Here is a 16,605-nt window from a genome sequence, read left to right on the forward strand (position 1 = left end):
TAAGATAGACAATAATATAGAAATATTTTATGGTCTAACCCAACTTGAAACACCCTCTTTATGAGGGTGTTTTTATCTATCGTATACAGGGAATTATTTTGACAGCATTACAACGTTTTTGTCATCAGCGTACTTCATGGGCACTATTATTTGTTTCTGGCTTAGCGCTAGAGTTAGCTGCACTGTATTTTCAATATGTATTGAATTTTGATCCTTGTGTTATGTGTATCTATATTCGAGTTGCTGTCTTGGGGATCATGCTATCTGCTTTAGTTGGTTTAATAATGCCACAATATTGGATAGTTCGTTTTCTAGGTATGGGGGGATGGTTGGTCTCTTCGGTATGGGGAGTCAAGCTGGCGATTGAGCTAAATGAGATGCAAGTTAACCCTTCTCCTTTTTCTACCTGTTCATTTTTCCCAGAGTTTCCTAACTTTATGCCACTAGATAAGTGGCTACCACAAGTGTTCTCACCTACTGGAATGTGTGGAGAGTCCGTGTGGTCATTTATGTCAATTAGTATGGTGCAATGGATGATAATCGGATTTGTTGTTTACTGCTTACTCTGGCTAGTCATGGTGTTGCCTGCGTTAACGCCAAAACGCTAACGGGCTTATCGTCAAATAAAAAAAACAGACCTCATGGTCTGTTTTTATTTTAGTTTACCGCCGTTTAATCAACGTCTTGAAGTGGCCATAACACAATATTATCGTCAAGATATCTGACTTTCATTTCATTAACTGTTTTAGCCTTAACAGACATGCCCGCAAGATGCATGGCTTCTTTTGATCCAGTGATTAATGGATGCCAGCTTGGTAAGTCCCTACCTACAAATAAACGTCGGTAAGCACAGCTATCCGGTAACCAATTCAATTCAGGTAAGTTTTCTAAACTGATCACAGTACACTCTGGCACATAGTTAAACCGTTCAGGATAGCGTCGACATTGGCAACTATCGTCATCAAGAAGATGACAGGCGGCATTGGTGTAATACAGCTCTTCTGTTTCATCATCAATAATTTTGTTTAAGCAACACTTACCGCATCCATCGCATAAGGATTCCCATTGCTCGGATGTCATATCTTTTAAAGCTGTTGTTTCCCAAAATCGCATAGCACATTCATCTCTTAATACATATCAACAAATAAGCTGTTTATTACTTACTTTCAAAGTTGATACTGGCTTTATGTTGTTCAAGTAAGTTTTCTGTTGGAGGCGGAAGTTGTAAATAATAGCCTTTGGCTTTTAATTCACTTTTCACTTTATCGATATCAGCTAATGCTAAAGAATCCCTTTTAGATAAAGGTACTAACATCACTAATTTTGGCGTGCCGAACATTTCCATTAATGGTTGAGGAACTTCATCAAAAACATCACGTTTTTCAACAAAAAGGTATGTATCGGTCTTGCGACTGCTTTTATATACTGTACAAATCATTTTAGTGTAAATTTCCGCTGGTTGAAACTTGATAGTCCACTACGCACACTATAACATGGTGACCCAATAAAATAATTGTAATTCAGAATACAAGCATAAAAATTTGGAGAATCACGACGAGATGGCTAAACAAAATCTCGAGTTGAAAGCCACATCTTTTACTCTATCAGTGCTTTATATCAATAATGCAAATCTTGATATTATTGCTGCAGAACTTGATAAAAAACTGGCCCAAGCTCCGCAATTTTTTCTAGGCGCCCCCTTAATATTAAATTTAAGCGCTTTAGATGATACGCCGGTAGATTTAGCAGCATTAAGAGCATTACTTATTGAACGTCAATTAGTGATTGTTGGTATTACCGAAGCTTCTATTCCTTTTTCTGTTCAAGCAAAAGATTTAGGATTAGCTGTGGTAAAATCAGGTAAGCAGGCAGCCACTGCCGCAATACCACCGCGAGGAACTAAAATTGTTAAACAAAATATTCGCTCGGGCCAACAAATTTATGCCAAAGACGCCGATTTAATTGTTTTTGGTGCTGTAGGTAATGGCGCTGAGGTGATTGCTGATGGTAGCATTCATGTCTATGGGGCATTACGGGGTAAAGCTATGGCAGGCGCTGGCGGTGACACACAAAGTGTTATTATTGCAAGCTCACTTGAAGCCGAGTTGGTATCCGTTGCTGGACAATATTGGCTTGCAGAAAACCTGCAACAACATTGCCAAGCTCAAAGAGGTTGTGTGCGCCTAGAAGGCGAATCTCTCACTGTTGAACTATTGCCATAAATAAGGCAAATTTTAAGGATAAATATCATCATGGCACAAATTATTGTTGTCACTTCAGGTAAAGGCGGTGTGGGTAAGACAACCTCAAGTGCTGCTATCGCTACTGGTCTTGCGTTAAAAGGTAAAAAAACCGTTGTTATCGATTTTGATATTGGATTACGTAATCTCGATTTAATTATGGGATGTGAGCGCCGTGTTGTTTATGATTTTGTTAACGTTATCAACGGTGAAGCAAACTTGAACCAGGCAATGATAAAAGATAAGCGCTGTGATAAGTTATTTGTTTTACCCGCTTCACAAACCCGTGACAAAGATGCACTGACTAAAGAAGGTGTAGGTAAAGTTTTAGAAGATTTGGCAAAAGACTTTGATTTCATTGTGTGTGATTCACCAGCAGGTATCGAACAAGGTGCAATGATGGCACTTTATTTTGCTGATATCGCGATTGTCACCACCAATCCTGAAGTGAGCTCAGTTCGTGACTCAGACCGTATTTTAGGCATGTTACAAAGCCGCTCACGCCGTGCAGAGCAGAACCTTGAGCCGATAAAAGAGTATTTATTATTAACGCGCTACTCTCCTTCGCGTGTTAAAAGTGGCGAAATGCTGAGTGTTGAAGATGTTAAAGAAATTTTGGCCATTGAGCTTTTAGGGGTAATTCCGGAATCTCAGTCAGTGTTGAAAGCATCTAACTCGGGAGTGCCAGTGATTATTGACCAAGAAAGCGATGCTGGCTTGGCATACAGTGACACCGTTGATCGTTTACTTGGTGAAGATGTTCCAGTACGTTTTATCACCGAAGAAAAGAAAGGGTTCCTAAAAAGGATATTTGGTAGCTAATTATGTCCATACTTGATTATTTCAGAAGTACTAAAAAAACCAACACAGCCTCTTTAGCCAAAGAGCGCTTACAAATCATCGTAGCTCACCAACGTGGAGAACGTGACGCGCCGGATTACTTGCCAAGAATGAAGCAAGAAATTATCGAGGTGATCCGCAAATACGTGCAAATTTCCGATGAACAGGTCAGTGTTCAGCTTGAACAAAACGATGATAATTTATCTGTATTGGAATTAAATGTGACCTTACCAGAAGGTAAGTAATCTTGACCAATAAGATACTCAATAAAAAAGGATATGATTAATCATATCCTTTTTTATTTTAATTAGATGAGGTCTAATCGAGCATTCAAGGCTAGTTTGCAACTAAGTTCTACAAGTAAAAAAGCTACTCGGCTTTAAATACGATATCATCCAGCTTATTGCCAACTAATTCACCACGCCAGCCTTGCAGAACAAGTGGGTGTTCCCCTTGCTTATCATTAAATAGCCACAATAAGAATTGATGAATTAATCTTTTAGAACCAATAAACTCCAAAGGCACAAGCTTAGTTTCACTAATATCATTCATACGAGTTTTAATTGTTTTAAATGCAGATTTATAGCCAGACTTGAGTGCAATTACATCAACTTCTTCTGGCGGATTATCAATATCAGCAGTGGACAAGACTTTCAATAAATCTTTACCATGAAAACGTTTTTCCTGCTCAGTTAAATCGTTCAATTGATTGAGTTCTGCTAAGGTTTTAGGGGCTTTTTTGGCTAAGGCGATCAATGCATGATCTTTTATGACAAAACCTAATGCTAAATTTCTCGCCACGGCTTTTTCAAGTCGCCATGCCGCCATGACTTTTAAGCTGGCCAGCTGAGAGCGAGTTAATTGAAAAGCATTTTTTACTTTTAGGTAAGCTTCTTCAGGATCAGCGCCTAACAAGCGCCCTTCTGTTATACGCACACCTTCTTCGTATAACCAATCCAAACGATTCTGTTCGGTGAGCTTTTGTAAGATTTGCGGGTACAATTGATAAAGGTATGACACATCATTTGCGGCATATTGGAGCTGGGCATCCGTTAACGGTCGTTTCATCCAGTCGGTACGCGACTCGCCTTTATCTAGATCTATACTTAAACATTGCTCAACCAACTTAGCATAACCTAATCCGTGGCCCATACCGGCTAAACTAGCAGCTATTTGACTATCAAATAATGGCGTGGGTTGGCATTCACCATAGTGTGCAAACACCTCAAGATCTTCACTGCAAGAATGCAGTAACTTAATGATATTTTTATTGGTGAGTAATGCCCAAAATGGTGATAAATCTTTAATAGCCACAGGGTCAATTAGCGCTAATGTTTTACCATCATACGCTTGAATTAAGCCTAACTTTGCGTAATAAGTACGGGTACGAACAAACTCGGTGTCTAACACCAGTAATGGTGCTTGTTCATATTGGGCCACTAACGATGCTAATGCATTCTCATTACTTATATACTCAAACGCTAACACAGCTTACTCCATTTATTTTTTAGGGTAAAAAAAACCGGCTTATGCCGGTTTCAATATTACGCTTTTTTGGCTTCATCTCGAAGCTGACGGCGTAAAATTTTACCCACATTGGTCTTTGGTAATTCGTCACGGAATTCTACCAGTTTTGGTACCTTATATCCCGTTAAATGATGGCGACAATGCTCAATCAGATCTTTTTCAGTCAAAGACTTATCTTTTGCGACCACAAATATTTTAACTAATTCACCACTGGCATCATTAGGAACACCAACAGCAGCAACCTCAATAACTTTCGGGTGCAGTGCAACCACATCTTCAACTTCATTTGGGAATACGTTAAAACCCGAAACCAAAATCATGTCTTTTTTACGATCCACAATGAAGAAAAATCCCTTTTCATCCATATAACCGATATCACCAGTGGCTAACCAGCCATCTTTATCAATCACTTTGGCTGTTTCTTCAGGACGTTGCCAGTATCCCTGCATCACTTGTGGGCCTTTTGCGTATAGCTCACCCGTTTCACCTTGTGCTAATACCTTGCCATCATCATCACGAACTTGGATAAAGGTTGATGGAGCTGGAAATCCAATAGAGCCATTGTAACCATCTAAATTATAAGGACAGCATGTCACTAGAGGCGAAGCTTCAGTTAAACCATAACCTTCTAACAAGCGTGTTTTAGTAATCGATTGCCATTTGTCTGCAACCGCTTTTTGAACCGCCATACCACCGCCAATCGATAACTTTAACCCACTAAAATCGAGAGCTTTAAAATCTTCATTGTTGACTAAGGCATTAAATAAAGTATTTACACCCGTTAGTGCTGTAAACGGATAACGTTTCAGTTCGCCGACAAAAGCTGGTATGTCTCTTGGATTGGTAATTAACAGGTTTTTACTGCCTTTATGTAAAAACAGCAGACAATTCACTGTCAACGCAAAAATATGATAAAGCGGCAAAGCTGTAACAACGAATTCAGTGCCATCATCTAGTGCAGGAGAATAAGCGCCATTAGCTTGCAGAACATTAGCTACAACATTCCGATGCGTCAACATAGCGCCTTTAGAAACACCCGTTGTCCCGCCTGTGTATTGCAAAAATGCGAGATCATCACCGGTAACTTGTGGTTTGACATACTGTAAGCGTCGACCTTTGGATAAAGTATCTCTAAAAGAGCGCGCGTGAGGTAGGTCGTATTTAGGTACCATTTTCTTGATGTACTTAACGACGAAGTTCACTAGCGTACGTTTGGGTGCGCTTAATTGATCACCCAAGCGAGTAATAATGACTGATTTAACCGGCGTCTGGTCAACAACTTCTTCTAATGTATTTGCAAAATTAGACACCACGACAATGGCTTTTGAACCAGAATCAACCAACTGATGTTTTAATTCTCTTGGGGTGTAAAGAGGGTTTACATTGACCACCACCATGCCAGCACGAAGGACACCAAACAGGGCAATCGGGTATTGTAGTAAGTTAGGCATCATCAAAGCGACTCGATCGCCTTTTTCTAGCTTAAGATCATTTTGTAAATATGCAGCAAAAGCACGGCTTCTTTCTTCAAGCTTACGATAGGTCATCGTTGCGCCCATGTTGATAAAAGCAGGCTGATCAGCGTATTTCGCGACTGCATCTTCAAACATAGCCACCAAAGAAGGAAATTGATTTGGGTCTATCTCAGCCGGTACATTGGCTGGTAAGTTATTAATCCAAGGCTGGTCCACGGGTGTCTCCTATAATGGCCACTGTGCTAAGACGTGCATTCCCCGTCAGCGGCTAAAACGTATCACTATTAGTTGCTCTTGTTATGATTTGGCAATAATCAGTCTACGTGTTGTTATCGTTATCGCCTGTGATGAAAATCATACAAGCGTTTTAATTTTGAACATAATCACATAATTGAAAGCAAAATAATAGCGGTTTAAGCGATACACAGCTTATTTTAGAATAAATGCTCGAATCAAGTTGATTAACTCCCCTGCATTACTCATATGCAAATGGTGATCACCGTCGATTTCTGCTAGCTGTAAACGTTTAAACCATATGCTAGCCTGCTGTTTAGCTAATTTTAACTGCTTAAAACCTGCATGACCTAGCACTAATAACGTTTGTGTCTCGCTTTGGTTCATTAATGCATCGACTTGTGCAAAAGTCATTCGATATGCTGAGTCTAACTTTAACCTTGGATCGCTGCGCCAATAATATAACCCGTCAATGAACACTAGGTTTCTGGAAGAAATTAATCGACACCATTTTTCATCCATCCCGGTTAATTGTTGCCTGGCCTTTACCACCACATCAACAGAGGCGTATCCTCTTGGTTTATTCGATTCAGGTTTGTTAAATAATCCCCGATGTTGTTTAAAGCACCGCTTAAGCCTAGCTGAATTTAGGTTTGCATCTTCAAACAAAGGAGATAATGCTTCTATGAGGATGAGTTGTGCAACACGCTCAGGAAAACTGGCGTTGTAAGCACTGGCGACGATGCCGCCTAAGGAATGTCCCAGTAAAATAATTTTCTGATTAGGATCTGGAATAAAATAGTTAACCACTGCATCTAAGTCATATAGATAATCAACCCAATGTAACGGATAACAACCTTGCCTATGTGCCGATAGTCCATGCCCTGGCCAGTCGAAGGTAATTAATTGAAAATGTAAAGCCAGTTCTGATTGTAAAAATGCCTCCGCTAGTGGAACAAAACTCTGTAAATTATCAAGCCAACCATGGCATGCTAAAATAATTGGCTTGTCATCATGCCCATAACGTATAGCAGACAGAGGTAAATGAGCCAAAGGGATCGTCAGAGGCTCTCCTTGAAAAGCGAGAGATGAATGTTGCTTTGACTCATTTGATGGCATAGATTATTTAGCTTTCTTGATAAACTTCAACGTCATGCGATCACTTTCACCAATATCTAAATATTTTTGTTTATCCTGTTCACCCATTGCTAGGCGAGGAGGTAAAGTCCACACACCCTTGGGATAATCTTTAGTGTCTTTGGGATTGGCATTCACCTCGGAACTAGCAAGCAATTCAAAACCTGCTTTTTTGGCTAATTCGACCATTTGATTTTGTTCCATATAGCCACTTTCAGCAGCCATGCCGATATTGGCTCTATGTTCAACAACACCGAAGGACCCACCCTCTTTTAATACGGCATAAGCCGCATTAAATACGCCTTCTAGCTGGCCTTTCATTGCCCAGTTATGCAGGTTTCTGAACGTTAACACATGATCAGCAGAGTTATCTTCACCCAACTTGAATTTTTCTGGTGGACTTAACGTGACAAATTGTACATTGCCCACAGTCGCTTTATTATCTTCAACCCACTTTTCAAACTTTAGTCCGGCTGATTTATAGTACTCTGTTTGACGGGTGTCTTCTGCCGGTTTTGTTTCAAAATTTGCCGCTACATATTGACCACTTTTAGCCAAATACGGTGCTAAAATTTCTGCATACCAACCGCCACCAGGCCAAAGTTCAATAACCGTTTGGTCAGCTTTAACATCTAAAAAAGCTAACGTTTGTGCAGGGTTTCGATATGTATCCCTTAATTTATTGGTGTCAGAGCGAAAATCACTGGCAACTGCTGCAGCAAGTGCATCATTGACTTTAATCTCTTCTGCTTGAGCTGTAATTGGGGCAGAATACAGACCCACTGTTGCAAAACTCATCATGATTGCTAACGCTAATTTACGTTTCATTTAATACTCCCTTTTGTTGAATCGACTTTTTGCCAACTGAGCCATAGCATACAGCAACTAACCGCTAACCAAATTACCACCCAGCACCATGCAGGTATCCAGGTCATTTGTGCTAAAGCTACAGCATCACCTTGCCCAGCTAAACCAAACAACACCATAGGACTAGCCATGGCATTTAGTATTATCATCAAGCCTAATATACGCAGTAAACTGTTTAAAGGACGACTATTTTTTAATTTAAGTGGTAACAAAATAAGTCCACTTAGACAGAGTAAAATAGCGATAGTAAGCAGGTCTCGTGCCCATAAAACCACCGAAGCTAGAATAGTCAGAGCCAAAATGGACAAAGTAAAACGTATACCATTACGCCAGGTTGCAAGTAAAAAAATCAAGTAGCCCCAAACCGCAGCCCCCAAGTAGCCCGAAAATGCAATCAACACAGCATTGCCACCCTGGCTATAACAAAGTCCTGCACCATTGGGAAATAGTTCAATATGGCTAACAATCCCGCCAGTCAATAGAGTTGCTATCCCATGGGATAATTCATGAAAATAACTTTCAAACCATTTAAAAGGCACGCTTATATAAGGCAAACGTGTTAATAAAAATGCGGCAATAAGTTCTAGAACAAAACGCCCTCTACTGGGTGTTCCACAAGATTGAGTTAACAGATTATTTCGGTTTACATTAGACATTACAACTTAAGTAACCTAACAAAAATGATTAATGGGTTTAGTTAATCAGAATTAAGTCGGTGAGGGAATGGCTATTAAACATTAAGATACAAACTATTTATATTCTGATTAAATACAGCCCAAAATGTTAATAGCAATGACAATGCTGCACAGCGTGCTTAGCGCATGTCAGAGATATAAAAATATCCATGCTGATTAGGGTTTGAGTGGCAATTGAAAGTAATTAGGCAAAGTAAAGTAAAGTAAATGGACTGGCTCCTCAAAAAGCAGCTCAATTACTGATAACGCTTATACGTATAAATCGATACCGACCATTTGTTGTATCTCATCACGCTGAGCGGCATGTTGTGTCATCATATACATCTGTATGGCGCCACGGTTCATCTCAATATCTGTATCATATTGTATTTTTGCGCTTTTGTTATCAGTACCATTGGAAGCTAAATCGTATCGGGGACTTTTTCCGGTAAACTCAAATAAGCCCGAATCTGTTACAGCTTGTTCTATTTCATTTTGACTTAATAGATTTTGCTCAAGCGGTTGAGGAATGGACTGTGTATAGGAAGAAACATTATTGGGTGCAGGCGGGTTTATCTGTTTAATGTCATCCACAGAGCCTGACGGGCGATTACCCGCAACAGCTTGGCTCAATGTGGTTTTCACCATGGGTTGAGATACTGTCTTTTGAATCGATGTAGAATTAATTTGCATTGATGTTTATCTCACAAGACTTTATACACCGAAAATGTTAATGCGTTATTGTGAAGTATTTATACCATCGTTGAAAAATAACGCACAGCATTTATCAATATTATTCTCGTCCGGGTAGTTTTTTCCACGTAACTGTGTCACGTAAATAAACTGGCGCTAAATCATCTACAGATGTTTGCATGCCTTGGCTTACGCCGAACTCCGCAAGTGCTAGCATAGCTTTAGCATCGGGAAATTTTATCGCTTCAACAACCTCTATAGAGACAGCTAATTCAGTTAATGTTGGATAAGCGTCAAATCCTGTACCACAGGCTTTGATAGATTTGGATGCATCTAAGTGTAGTTCAACATCTGCGGGTAGGCAGACTTGTTCAGTTCCAACTAACGTTGCTATACCATTTTCAGCAATAAATTGACCGACATAAACTTCATTCATTCGTGCATCTATGGCACAAAATACTTGTTCTGCACCATGCTCTGTTATTGCCATTTGCGCCATAGCGGCCAATGTAGAAATACCTATCACGGGTAAATCACAACCTAATGCGAGCCCTTGCGTCATGCTAGTACAAATACGGATGCCAGTAAAACTACCTGGACCTCGTCCGTATGCAATCACATCGATATCAGCAAGTGTAATTTTGGCTTCCTTAAGCACTTCGTCAACCATAGGTAGTAAACGTTGGCTGTGTTCGCGCGGAGCATCTGCAATACGAGTAAATAAGTTTCCGTCAACACAAAGGGCTGCAGAACAAGATTCTGTGCAAGTATCAAGTGCGAGTACACGTAATGGAGAATGAAAAGTCATGTTTACAACCCGTTTGGTTTGGGATCAAAATTAGGGCGCTATGATAACTTAAGGGATTTGTTTTAAAAAGTGTAACGCACTATCTAAATCACGGGTACGGTGCATTGGGGGTAAAGAATTGATAAAAGCTTGTCCATAAGCACGATTTACAATGCGATTATCACACAGTATCAGTACTCCCCGATCTTTTTCATCACGGATCAACCGCCCTACCCCTTGCTTTAATGCTATTACAGCTTGTGGTAACGAAATCGCGGCAAAAGGATCGCCACCCTGACGTTCAATATTTGTCGCCCTTGCCCGATATAAAGCATCATCTGGCGATACAAAAGGTAATTTATCGATAATCACGCAGCTCAATAGCTTACCTCTTACGTCGACGCCTTCCCAAAAGCTGCCTGTACCCAACAACACAGCATTGCCCAATTGTCGAAACTTATTAAGTAAACTTTGCTTACTTGCTTGTCCTTGAACAAGTAACGGATAATTCACTTGGCTTCGCAATAAACTGGCAACCTGTTCCAACATGCTATGACTGGTAAATAGAATAAATGTTCGCCCTTGTGCGGCGTTAATTGCTTGCACACACACATCAACAAGTTGCTTTGCACTAAATTGTGTTTGGCCTACTTTGCCTAAATGCCTTGGGACACAAAACATAGCTTGGTTTGGGTAATCAAAAGGACTGTCTAAAATGACTTGTGTTGCATTTTGTAAGCCTAATTCTTTTGCAAAATGGCTTAGCTGGCGATTGACTTGTAAAGTGGCAGAGGTAAAAATCCAAGAGGTTTTAGGAGTAAACAACTGCTCACATTGCTTGGCAACATTAATAGGTGAAGCGCGCAGTGTAATAAACCTAGGTCCATATTCAACACTATATGCCGCTTGTGGATCTTGGCATTCAAAATATATTTTTAATCTATCGTTTAGACTAACAAGTTGTTCAAATGCATTGTCTAGATCATCATCCCGCCCCAAGTGGTGCGTAACAAGCTGACCTAATTCAGCTAAAGATTGATGTAATTCCCATGAGCTTACTATCAAAGATTTTGTCGCTAGCACTTGACGCCAATCTGTCTGAGCACTATCAAACATGGCATTATGCCAATGGTTTAAAGCCATTATAGCTCGATTAGCTAAATGTTCTATTTGAATGCTGTCACGAATGTTTTTTTTATGAATAGAAATAAAAAGGCTAAGCAACTTATCAATCTCGCGACTGCCTATTTGACTTCCAAAATAACTGATGCAAATATCAGGAACTAAATGTGCTTCATCAAATACCACCACATCAGGATCAGGCAACAGCTCAGCAAATCCGGTGTCCTTTAATAATCTATCTGCGAAAAATAAGTGGTGGTTTACCACAACAAGCTTTGCTTCCATCGCTTTTAAGCGGGCTTTACGTGTAAAACACACATCATAAAAGTCACATTTTTTCCCTGTGCAGCTTTCTTTTGTACTCACCACACCGGGAATAACAGACGAGTGTTCTGACACTGAGGTTAAATTACCAATATCGCCATCTTTACTGAGCGTTGCCCATTGATTAATTTTCAACAAATCATCTAATGCTTGCTCTCGATACTGACTTGCATACTGCATTTGCTTGTCTAAACGAAGCTGGCATAAATAATTACTACGACCTTTTAGCAAGGCAATTCGTGGGGTGATATCCAACATTGAAAGCAACGCGGGTAAATCTTTTAAAAACAATTGTTCTTGTAAGTTCTTACTGCCAGTACTCACAACCACTTGTTTGCCACTTAATAATGCAGGGATCAAGTATGCAAATGTTTTTCCAACACCTGTACCAGCCTCTAGAATTAAGTTTGTCTTTTTTATCATAGCTTCGCTTACTGCAACGGCCATATCTGTTTGCACCTGGCGACTACGATATTGGTGTACATGTTGAGATAGAGACCCACCTTCACCAAACTCATCAATAACAAGTGAAGAAAGACTGGATAATTTAGGTGATATTGATGATCGAGTGTTATTCACAGTGTGTTGAATGCTCTTGATTAATTTCTATTAAATTTAATAATCAAATCATTAAATAACAGTGCCCTTGTGGCAAGCCGTCAAAGCTTACGCCAGAATAACGTTAAGAATAACACTCAATCAATGCCCTCTGCTAATGATTATCAATGCATATCAAAAAGATCGTTGCCCGTTAACAGTGTTATTTTTTACTGAGGTATTCTTACAACAGGCGAGCTATGCAGAGTCAATTGACCTTGTTATTAAATACAACGTTAACGTGTAATTAGAAAGCGACCAATCATAGTTTTACCCAATAAAGACATTTACCTACTGCAATAATTAAGTTTGTTAAGCCACTAAAATAGTGCTGGTTTAAGATCATTCCCATTTCATTTTTAGTTGGTCTTTCGGTATGACTGCTTCACCTTATAAACCAGAGATAATTAGGTTGATCATAGAATTTCTCGGCAGTAAATCAGCAATTACTTTATCAGCGGCATGCATACTGCTGTAGCTCAAATAATAGTTAAGCATAATGTTGTAGAAAATTGCTCCAGGATGCGTTCTAGCTTTGTTAATTTCCATCCTGTTTTACATGGGAGCTACCAGTATTTTAACAATGCGTTTCAAATTGAAAGAACTAAGTCAATCTAATGGTTCACCTCACTAATGACTTGGGTATAAACTGGCTAGAATACACTTACCATCGTCAAAAGTTTTTAAAATTTAGTCATAAAAAAAGGAACCCGAAGGTTCCTCTTTTCAAAGCCGACTAACTAATTACTTAGTTAAAGCTTCTTTTGCTTTTTCAACTAACGTTGCAAATACAACTTTGTCGAATACAGCGATGTCAGCCAAAATCTTACGATCGATTTCGATAGACGCCTTTTTCAAACCGTTGATGAAACGGCTGTAAGACAGACCATTTTGACGAGAAGCCGCATTGATACGTGCAATCCATAATTGACGGAATTGACGTTTCTTTTGACGACGGTCACGGTAAGCATATTGACCAGCTTTAGTTACTGCTTGAACAGCAACACGGAAAGTACGGCTACGAGCGCCATAATAACCTTTAGCTAATTTAAGTACTTTCTTGTGACGAGCACGAGCGGTTACACCACGCTTAACTCTAGGCATTGTTCATTGCTCCTTTAATTAAGCGTATGGTAGTTGACGTGCAATTGCTGGCACATCAGACTTAGCTACTAAACATTTAGCACGTAAGTGACGTTTACGCTTAGTGCTCTTCTTGGTCAAAATGTGACGTAAGTGTGCTTGTTTACGCTTGAAACCATTAGCGGTTTTTCTGAAGCGTTTTTGTACACCCTTGTCTGTTTTCATTTTAGGCATTTCTAAAACTCCGCATTGGGACGTTAATAAAACGTAAGGCGAGCGAAGTCCTCAAAAGAGTCTTCGCTACTTTTTAATTGGTTGCCCTACTATTTCTTTTTAGGTGCTAGCACCATAATTGCTTGTCTACCTTCCATTTTCGGGAAAGATTCAACAACCGCATATACTTCCAAATCAGCCTTGATACGGTTCAAAAGATCCATACCTAGGTTTTGGTGTGCCATTTCGCGACCACGGAAACGCAGCGTAATTTTCGCTTTGTCCCCATCTTCCAGAAAACGAATCAGGTTGCGTAGTTTTACCTGATAGTCGTTTTCATCAGTGCCAGGACGGAATTTAATTTCCTTAACCTGAACCTGTTTTTGCTTCTTCTTTTGTTCTTTTTGGGCTTTAGCCTTATCAAAAAGGAACTTACCGTAGTCCATTATGCGACAAACTGGAGGCTCAGCATTAGGGCTGATTTCTACAAGGTCTACCCCTGCTTCATCTGCTACACTCTGGGCTTCTTTAATGCTAACGATACCAATTGGCTCACCATCTAAACCCGATAAACGGACTTCAGGAACACCGGTGATTTCATCATTGATTCTATTAGGCGCTGGTTGTCGCCCTGCTGCTCTCTTGATCTTTATGACCTATTCCTCCAACAATTTTAGACTACGGAGCGAAATCTGTTGACGTATCTTGGTAGCAAAATCTTCTAATTTTAGCTTACCTAAATCGATACCATCACGGGTACGCACCGCAACTTCCTTATTTTCCATTTCTTGATCACCTACGACCAATAAATAAGGCACACGTCTTAAGGTGTGTTCGCGTATTTTAAAGCCTATTTTCTCATTCCTCAAGTCAAAAGATGCACGAATGCCCTGTTCTTTGAAGAATTTAACGATTTCTTCAACATATTCAGACTGTTTGTCAGTAATATTCATTACAACAACTTGCATTGGTGCAAGCCATGTTGGGAATTTACCAGCATATTCTTCAATCAAAATACCGAGGAAACGTTCTAACGAGCCTAAAATAGCACGATGGATCATTACCGGTGTCTGGCGACTATTGTCTTCAGCAACATAAGTTGCCCCTAGACGAGACGGTAACGCGTAATCTAATTGTACAGTACCACACTGCCAAGCGCGATCTAAACAATCATGTAATGTGAACTCAATCTTAGGTCCGTAGAACGCACCTTCACCAGGTAATATTTCAAATTCAATATTATTGGCTTTAAGCGCTTGCTTTAATGCTTCTTCCGCACGATCCCACATATCGTCATCACCAATACGCTTTTCTGGGCGTGTTGATAATTTCACAACAATGTTTTCAAAACCAAATGTGGCATAAGTGTCATATACCATTTGGATACATGCACTCACTTCTTTTTGGACTTGATCGTCCGTACAGAAAATGTGTGCATCGTCTTGTGTAAAACCACGTACTCGCATCAATCCATGTAATGAACCTGATGGCTCATTACGATGACAGCAACCAAATTCAGCCATACGTAATGGCAAGTCACGGTAAGATTTAAGCCCTTGGTTAAAAATTTGCACGTGACCTGGGCAGTTCATTGGCTTAACGGCATATTCACGGTTTTCACTTTTAGTGGTGAACATGGCTTCTGAGTATTTATCCCAGTGACCTGAACGCTCCCACAACACACGGTCCATCATTAATGGACCTTTCACTTCTTGATAAGTGTATTGACCTAGTTTTTGACGAATGAACTTTTCTAACTCTAAGAATAAGCTCCAACCATCATTATGCCAGAATACCATTCCAGGTGCTTCTTCTTGCATATGGTACAAATCTAATTGCTTACCAATTTTACGGTGGTCACGTTTTGCCGCTTCTTCTAAACGGGTTAAATGTGTTTTAAGGGCTTTTTTATCTGCCCATGCTGTACCATAGACACGTTGCAGCATTTTATTGTCAGAGTTACCACGCCAATATGCACCCGCAACACTCATTAATTTAAAGTGTTGGCAAAAACGCATGTTAGGTACGTGAGGACCACGACACATGTCGGTATATTCTTCGTGATGATATAAAGCAGGCGTTGCATCTTTGCTGATATTCTCATCTAAGATGGCTATTTTGTATTCTTCACCACGTTCGCTGAATGCGTCACGGGCTTCTTGCCAAGACACGACTCGTTTAACCACATCATAATTTGTTTTGGCTAAGTCCATCATGCGTTTTTCTAGCGCATCAATATCTTCTTGAGTCAGTTTATGGTCTAAATCAATATCATAATAAAAGCCGTTATCGATAACAGGACCAATAGCCATTTTGGTTTGAGGCCATAATTGCTTAATAGCATGCCCCAACAAATGCGCACAAGAATGGCGAAGAATTTCAACACCTTCTTCATCTTTAGCCGTGATGATAGATAAATCCGCATCGGTAGAAATAATGTCACAGGCGTCTTTTAGTTCGCCATTAACGCGACCAGCAATACAGGCTTTGGCTAAGCCAGGACCAATGTCAGCTGCAACATCGAGAGTAGATACAGGATTGGCAAACTCACGTTTGCTGCCATCAGGCAATGTAATAATAGGCATGAAAATTCCTTGGCCAGTGGTGACCCACACGTAGGGCCACTTGGTTTAATTTAAAATAAGTGATGAACATTAATGGAATAAAGACAGTACAAGAGTCTTAATGACCCAAAAATGTAGCCGTCAATTGTATGTGACAACCTTAAGGGGAATCAACCTTTAACATTGGTAAAAATCAGCTCCGAACGGTTTAATATAATACCTTGCACT

The 16,605-nt window shown here is 39.9% G+C and carries 18 protein-coding genes; 4 read left to right on the forward strand and 14 right to left on the reverse strand.

Going from position 1 to position 16,605, the window contains the following annotated elements:
* Positions 1-98 precede the first annotated feature (98 nt).
* Entirely contained in the window at positions 99-608 is a 510-nt protein-coding gene (gene dsbB, locus NE535_RS00550) for a disulfide bond formation protein DsbB (RefSeq protein ID WP_261296751.1), read from the forward strand.
* A 64-nt stretch (positions 609-672) separates the two neighbouring features.
* Here the strand turns inward: dsbB and NE535_RS00555 are convergent, their stop codons facing one another.
* On the reverse strand, positions 673-1,113 hold the full coding sequence (locus NE535_RS00555; protein WP_261296752.1) for a YcgN family cysteine cluster protein: 441 nt from the start codon (positions 1,111-1,113) through the stop codon (positions 673-675).
* Positions 1,114-1,156: 43 nt separating this feature from the next.
* A complete protein-coding gene (locus tag NE535_RS00560; protein WP_261296753.1) occupies positions 1,157-1,438 on the reverse strand; it encodes a YcgL domain-containing protein in 282 nt (93 codons plus the stop codon).
* Positions 1,439-1,559: 121 nt separating this feature from the next.
* On the opposite strand from NE535_RS00560, the gene minC reads away from it, so the two are divergent.
* The 3 genes from minC to minE are packed head-to-tail and all read left to right on the forward strand — an operon-like array spanning position 1,560 to position 3,325.
* On the forward strand, positions 1,560-2,222 hold the full coding sequence (minC, locus tag NE535_RS00565; RefSeq protein WP_261296754.1) for a septum site-determining protein MinC: 663 nt from the start codon (positions 1,560-1,562) through the stop codon (positions 2,220-2,222).
* Between the two features lie 30 nt (positions 2,223-2,252).
* Positions 2,253-3,062 carry a septum site-determining protein MinD gene (gene minD / locus NE535_RS00570; RefSeq protein WP_261296755.1) on the forward strand — a complete coding sequence of 270 codons (810 nt, stop codon included), beginning with the start codon at positions 2,253-2,255 and terminating at the stop codon, positions 3,060-3,062.
* A gap of 2 nt (positions 3,063-3,064) precedes the next feature.
* The gene (gene minE, locus NE535_RS00575) at positions 3,065-3,325 is read left to right on the forward strand and encodes a cell division topological specificity factor MinE (RefSeq protein WP_261296756.1); all 261 of its coding nucleotides are present in this window, start codon (positions 3,065-3,067) and stop codon (positions 3,323-3,325) included.
* 124 nt (positions 3,326-3,449) lie between these two features.
* Here the strand turns inward: minE and rnd are convergent, their stop codons facing one another.
* The 12 genes from rnd to thrS all read right to left on the reverse strand — a co-directional run bounded on the left by rnd (position 3,450) and on the right by thrS (position 16,398).
* Positions 3,450-4,568: a ribonuclease D gene (gene rnd / locus NE535_RS00580; RefSeq protein WP_261296757.1), complete on the reverse strand. Its 1,119-nt coding sequence runs from the start codon at positions 4,566-4,568 to the stop codon at positions 3,450-3,452.
* 56 nt (positions 4,569-4,624) lie between these two features.
* On the reverse strand, positions 4,625-6,298 hold the full coding sequence (gene fadD, locus NE535_RS00585) for a long-chain-fatty-acid--CoA ligase FadD (protein ID WP_261296758.1): 1,674 nt from the start codon (positions 6,296-6,298) through the stop codon (positions 4,625-4,627).
* A 213-nt stretch (positions 6,299-6,511) separates the two neighbouring features.
* Positions 6,512-7,435, reverse strand: a complete 924-nt coding sequence (locus tag NE535_RS00590; protein WP_261296759.1) for an alpha/beta hydrolase — start codon at positions 7,433-7,435, stop codon at positions 6,512-6,514.
* A gap of 3 nt (positions 7,436-7,438) precedes the next feature.
* Positions 7,439-8,281: a class I SAM-dependent methyltransferase gene (locus tag NE535_RS00595; RefSeq protein ID WP_261296760.1), complete on the reverse strand. Its 843-nt coding sequence runs from the start codon at positions 8,279-8,281 to the stop codon at positions 7,439-7,441.
* Positions 8,278-8,976 (reverse strand): M50 family metallopeptidase, encoded by a 699-nt coding sequence (locus NE535_RS00600; protein WP_261296761.1) that lies wholly within the window; start codon positions 8,974-8,976, stop codon positions 8,278-8,280. Before NE535_RS00600 ends, NE535_RS00595 begins: the two co-directional genes overlap by 4 nt.
* 288 nt (positions 8,977-9,264) lie before the next feature.
* The gene (locus tag NE535_RS00605) at positions 9,265-9,687 is read right to left on the reverse strand and encodes a hypothetical protein (RefSeq protein WP_261296762.1); all 423 of its coding nucleotides are present in this window, start codon (positions 9,685-9,687) and stop codon (positions 9,265-9,267) included.
* 100 nt (positions 9,688-9,787) lie between these two features.
* Positions 9,788-10,495 carry a tRNA (adenosine(37)-N6)-threonylcarbamoyltransferase complex dimerization subunit type 1 TsaB gene (tsaB, locus tag NE535_RS00610; protein ID WP_261296763.1) on the reverse strand — a complete coding sequence of 236 codons (708 nt, stop codon included), beginning with the start codon at positions 10,493-10,495 and terminating at the stop codon, positions 9,788-9,790.
* Positions 10,496-10,543: 48 nt separating this feature from the next.
* Positions 10,544-12,499, reverse strand: a complete 1,956-nt coding sequence (yoaA, locus tag NE535_RS00615) for a DNA repair helicase YoaA (protein ID WP_425347428.1) — start codon at positions 12,497-12,499, stop codon at positions 10,544-10,546.
* A gap of 762 nt (positions 12,500-13,261) precedes the next feature.
* Positions 13,262-13,621 (reverse strand): 50S ribosomal protein L20, encoded by a 360-nt coding sequence (gene rplT / locus NE535_RS00620; protein WP_188839453.1) that lies wholly within the window; start codon positions 13,619-13,621, stop codon positions 13,262-13,264.
* Positions 13,622-13,639: 18 nt separating this feature from the next.
* Positions 13,640-13,834 (reverse strand): 50S ribosomal protein L35, encoded by a 195-nt coding sequence (rpmI, locus tag NE535_RS00625; RefSeq protein WP_055023949.1) that lies wholly within the window; start codon positions 13,832-13,834, stop codon positions 13,640-13,642.
* 89 nt (positions 13,835-13,923) lie between these two features.
* On the reverse strand, positions 13,924-14,466 hold the full coding sequence (gene infC / locus NE535_RS00630) for a translation initiation factor IF-3 (RefSeq protein WP_248986376.1): 543 nt from the start codon (positions 14,464-14,466) through the stop codon (positions 13,924-13,926).
* A 3-nt stretch (positions 14,467-14,469) separates the two neighbouring features.
* Entirely contained in the window at positions 14,470-16,398 is a 1,929-nt protein-coding gene (thrS, locus tag NE535_RS00635; RefSeq protein WP_261296764.1) for a threonine--tRNA ligase, read from the reverse strand.
* Between the last annotated feature and the right edge of the window lie 207 nt (positions 16,399-16,605).

The organism is Shewanella holmiensis, assembly GCF_025370255.1.
Classification (GTDB): domain Bacteria; phylum Pseudomonadota; class Gammaproteobacteria; order Enterobacterales; family Shewanellaceae; genus Shewanella; species Shewanella holmiensis.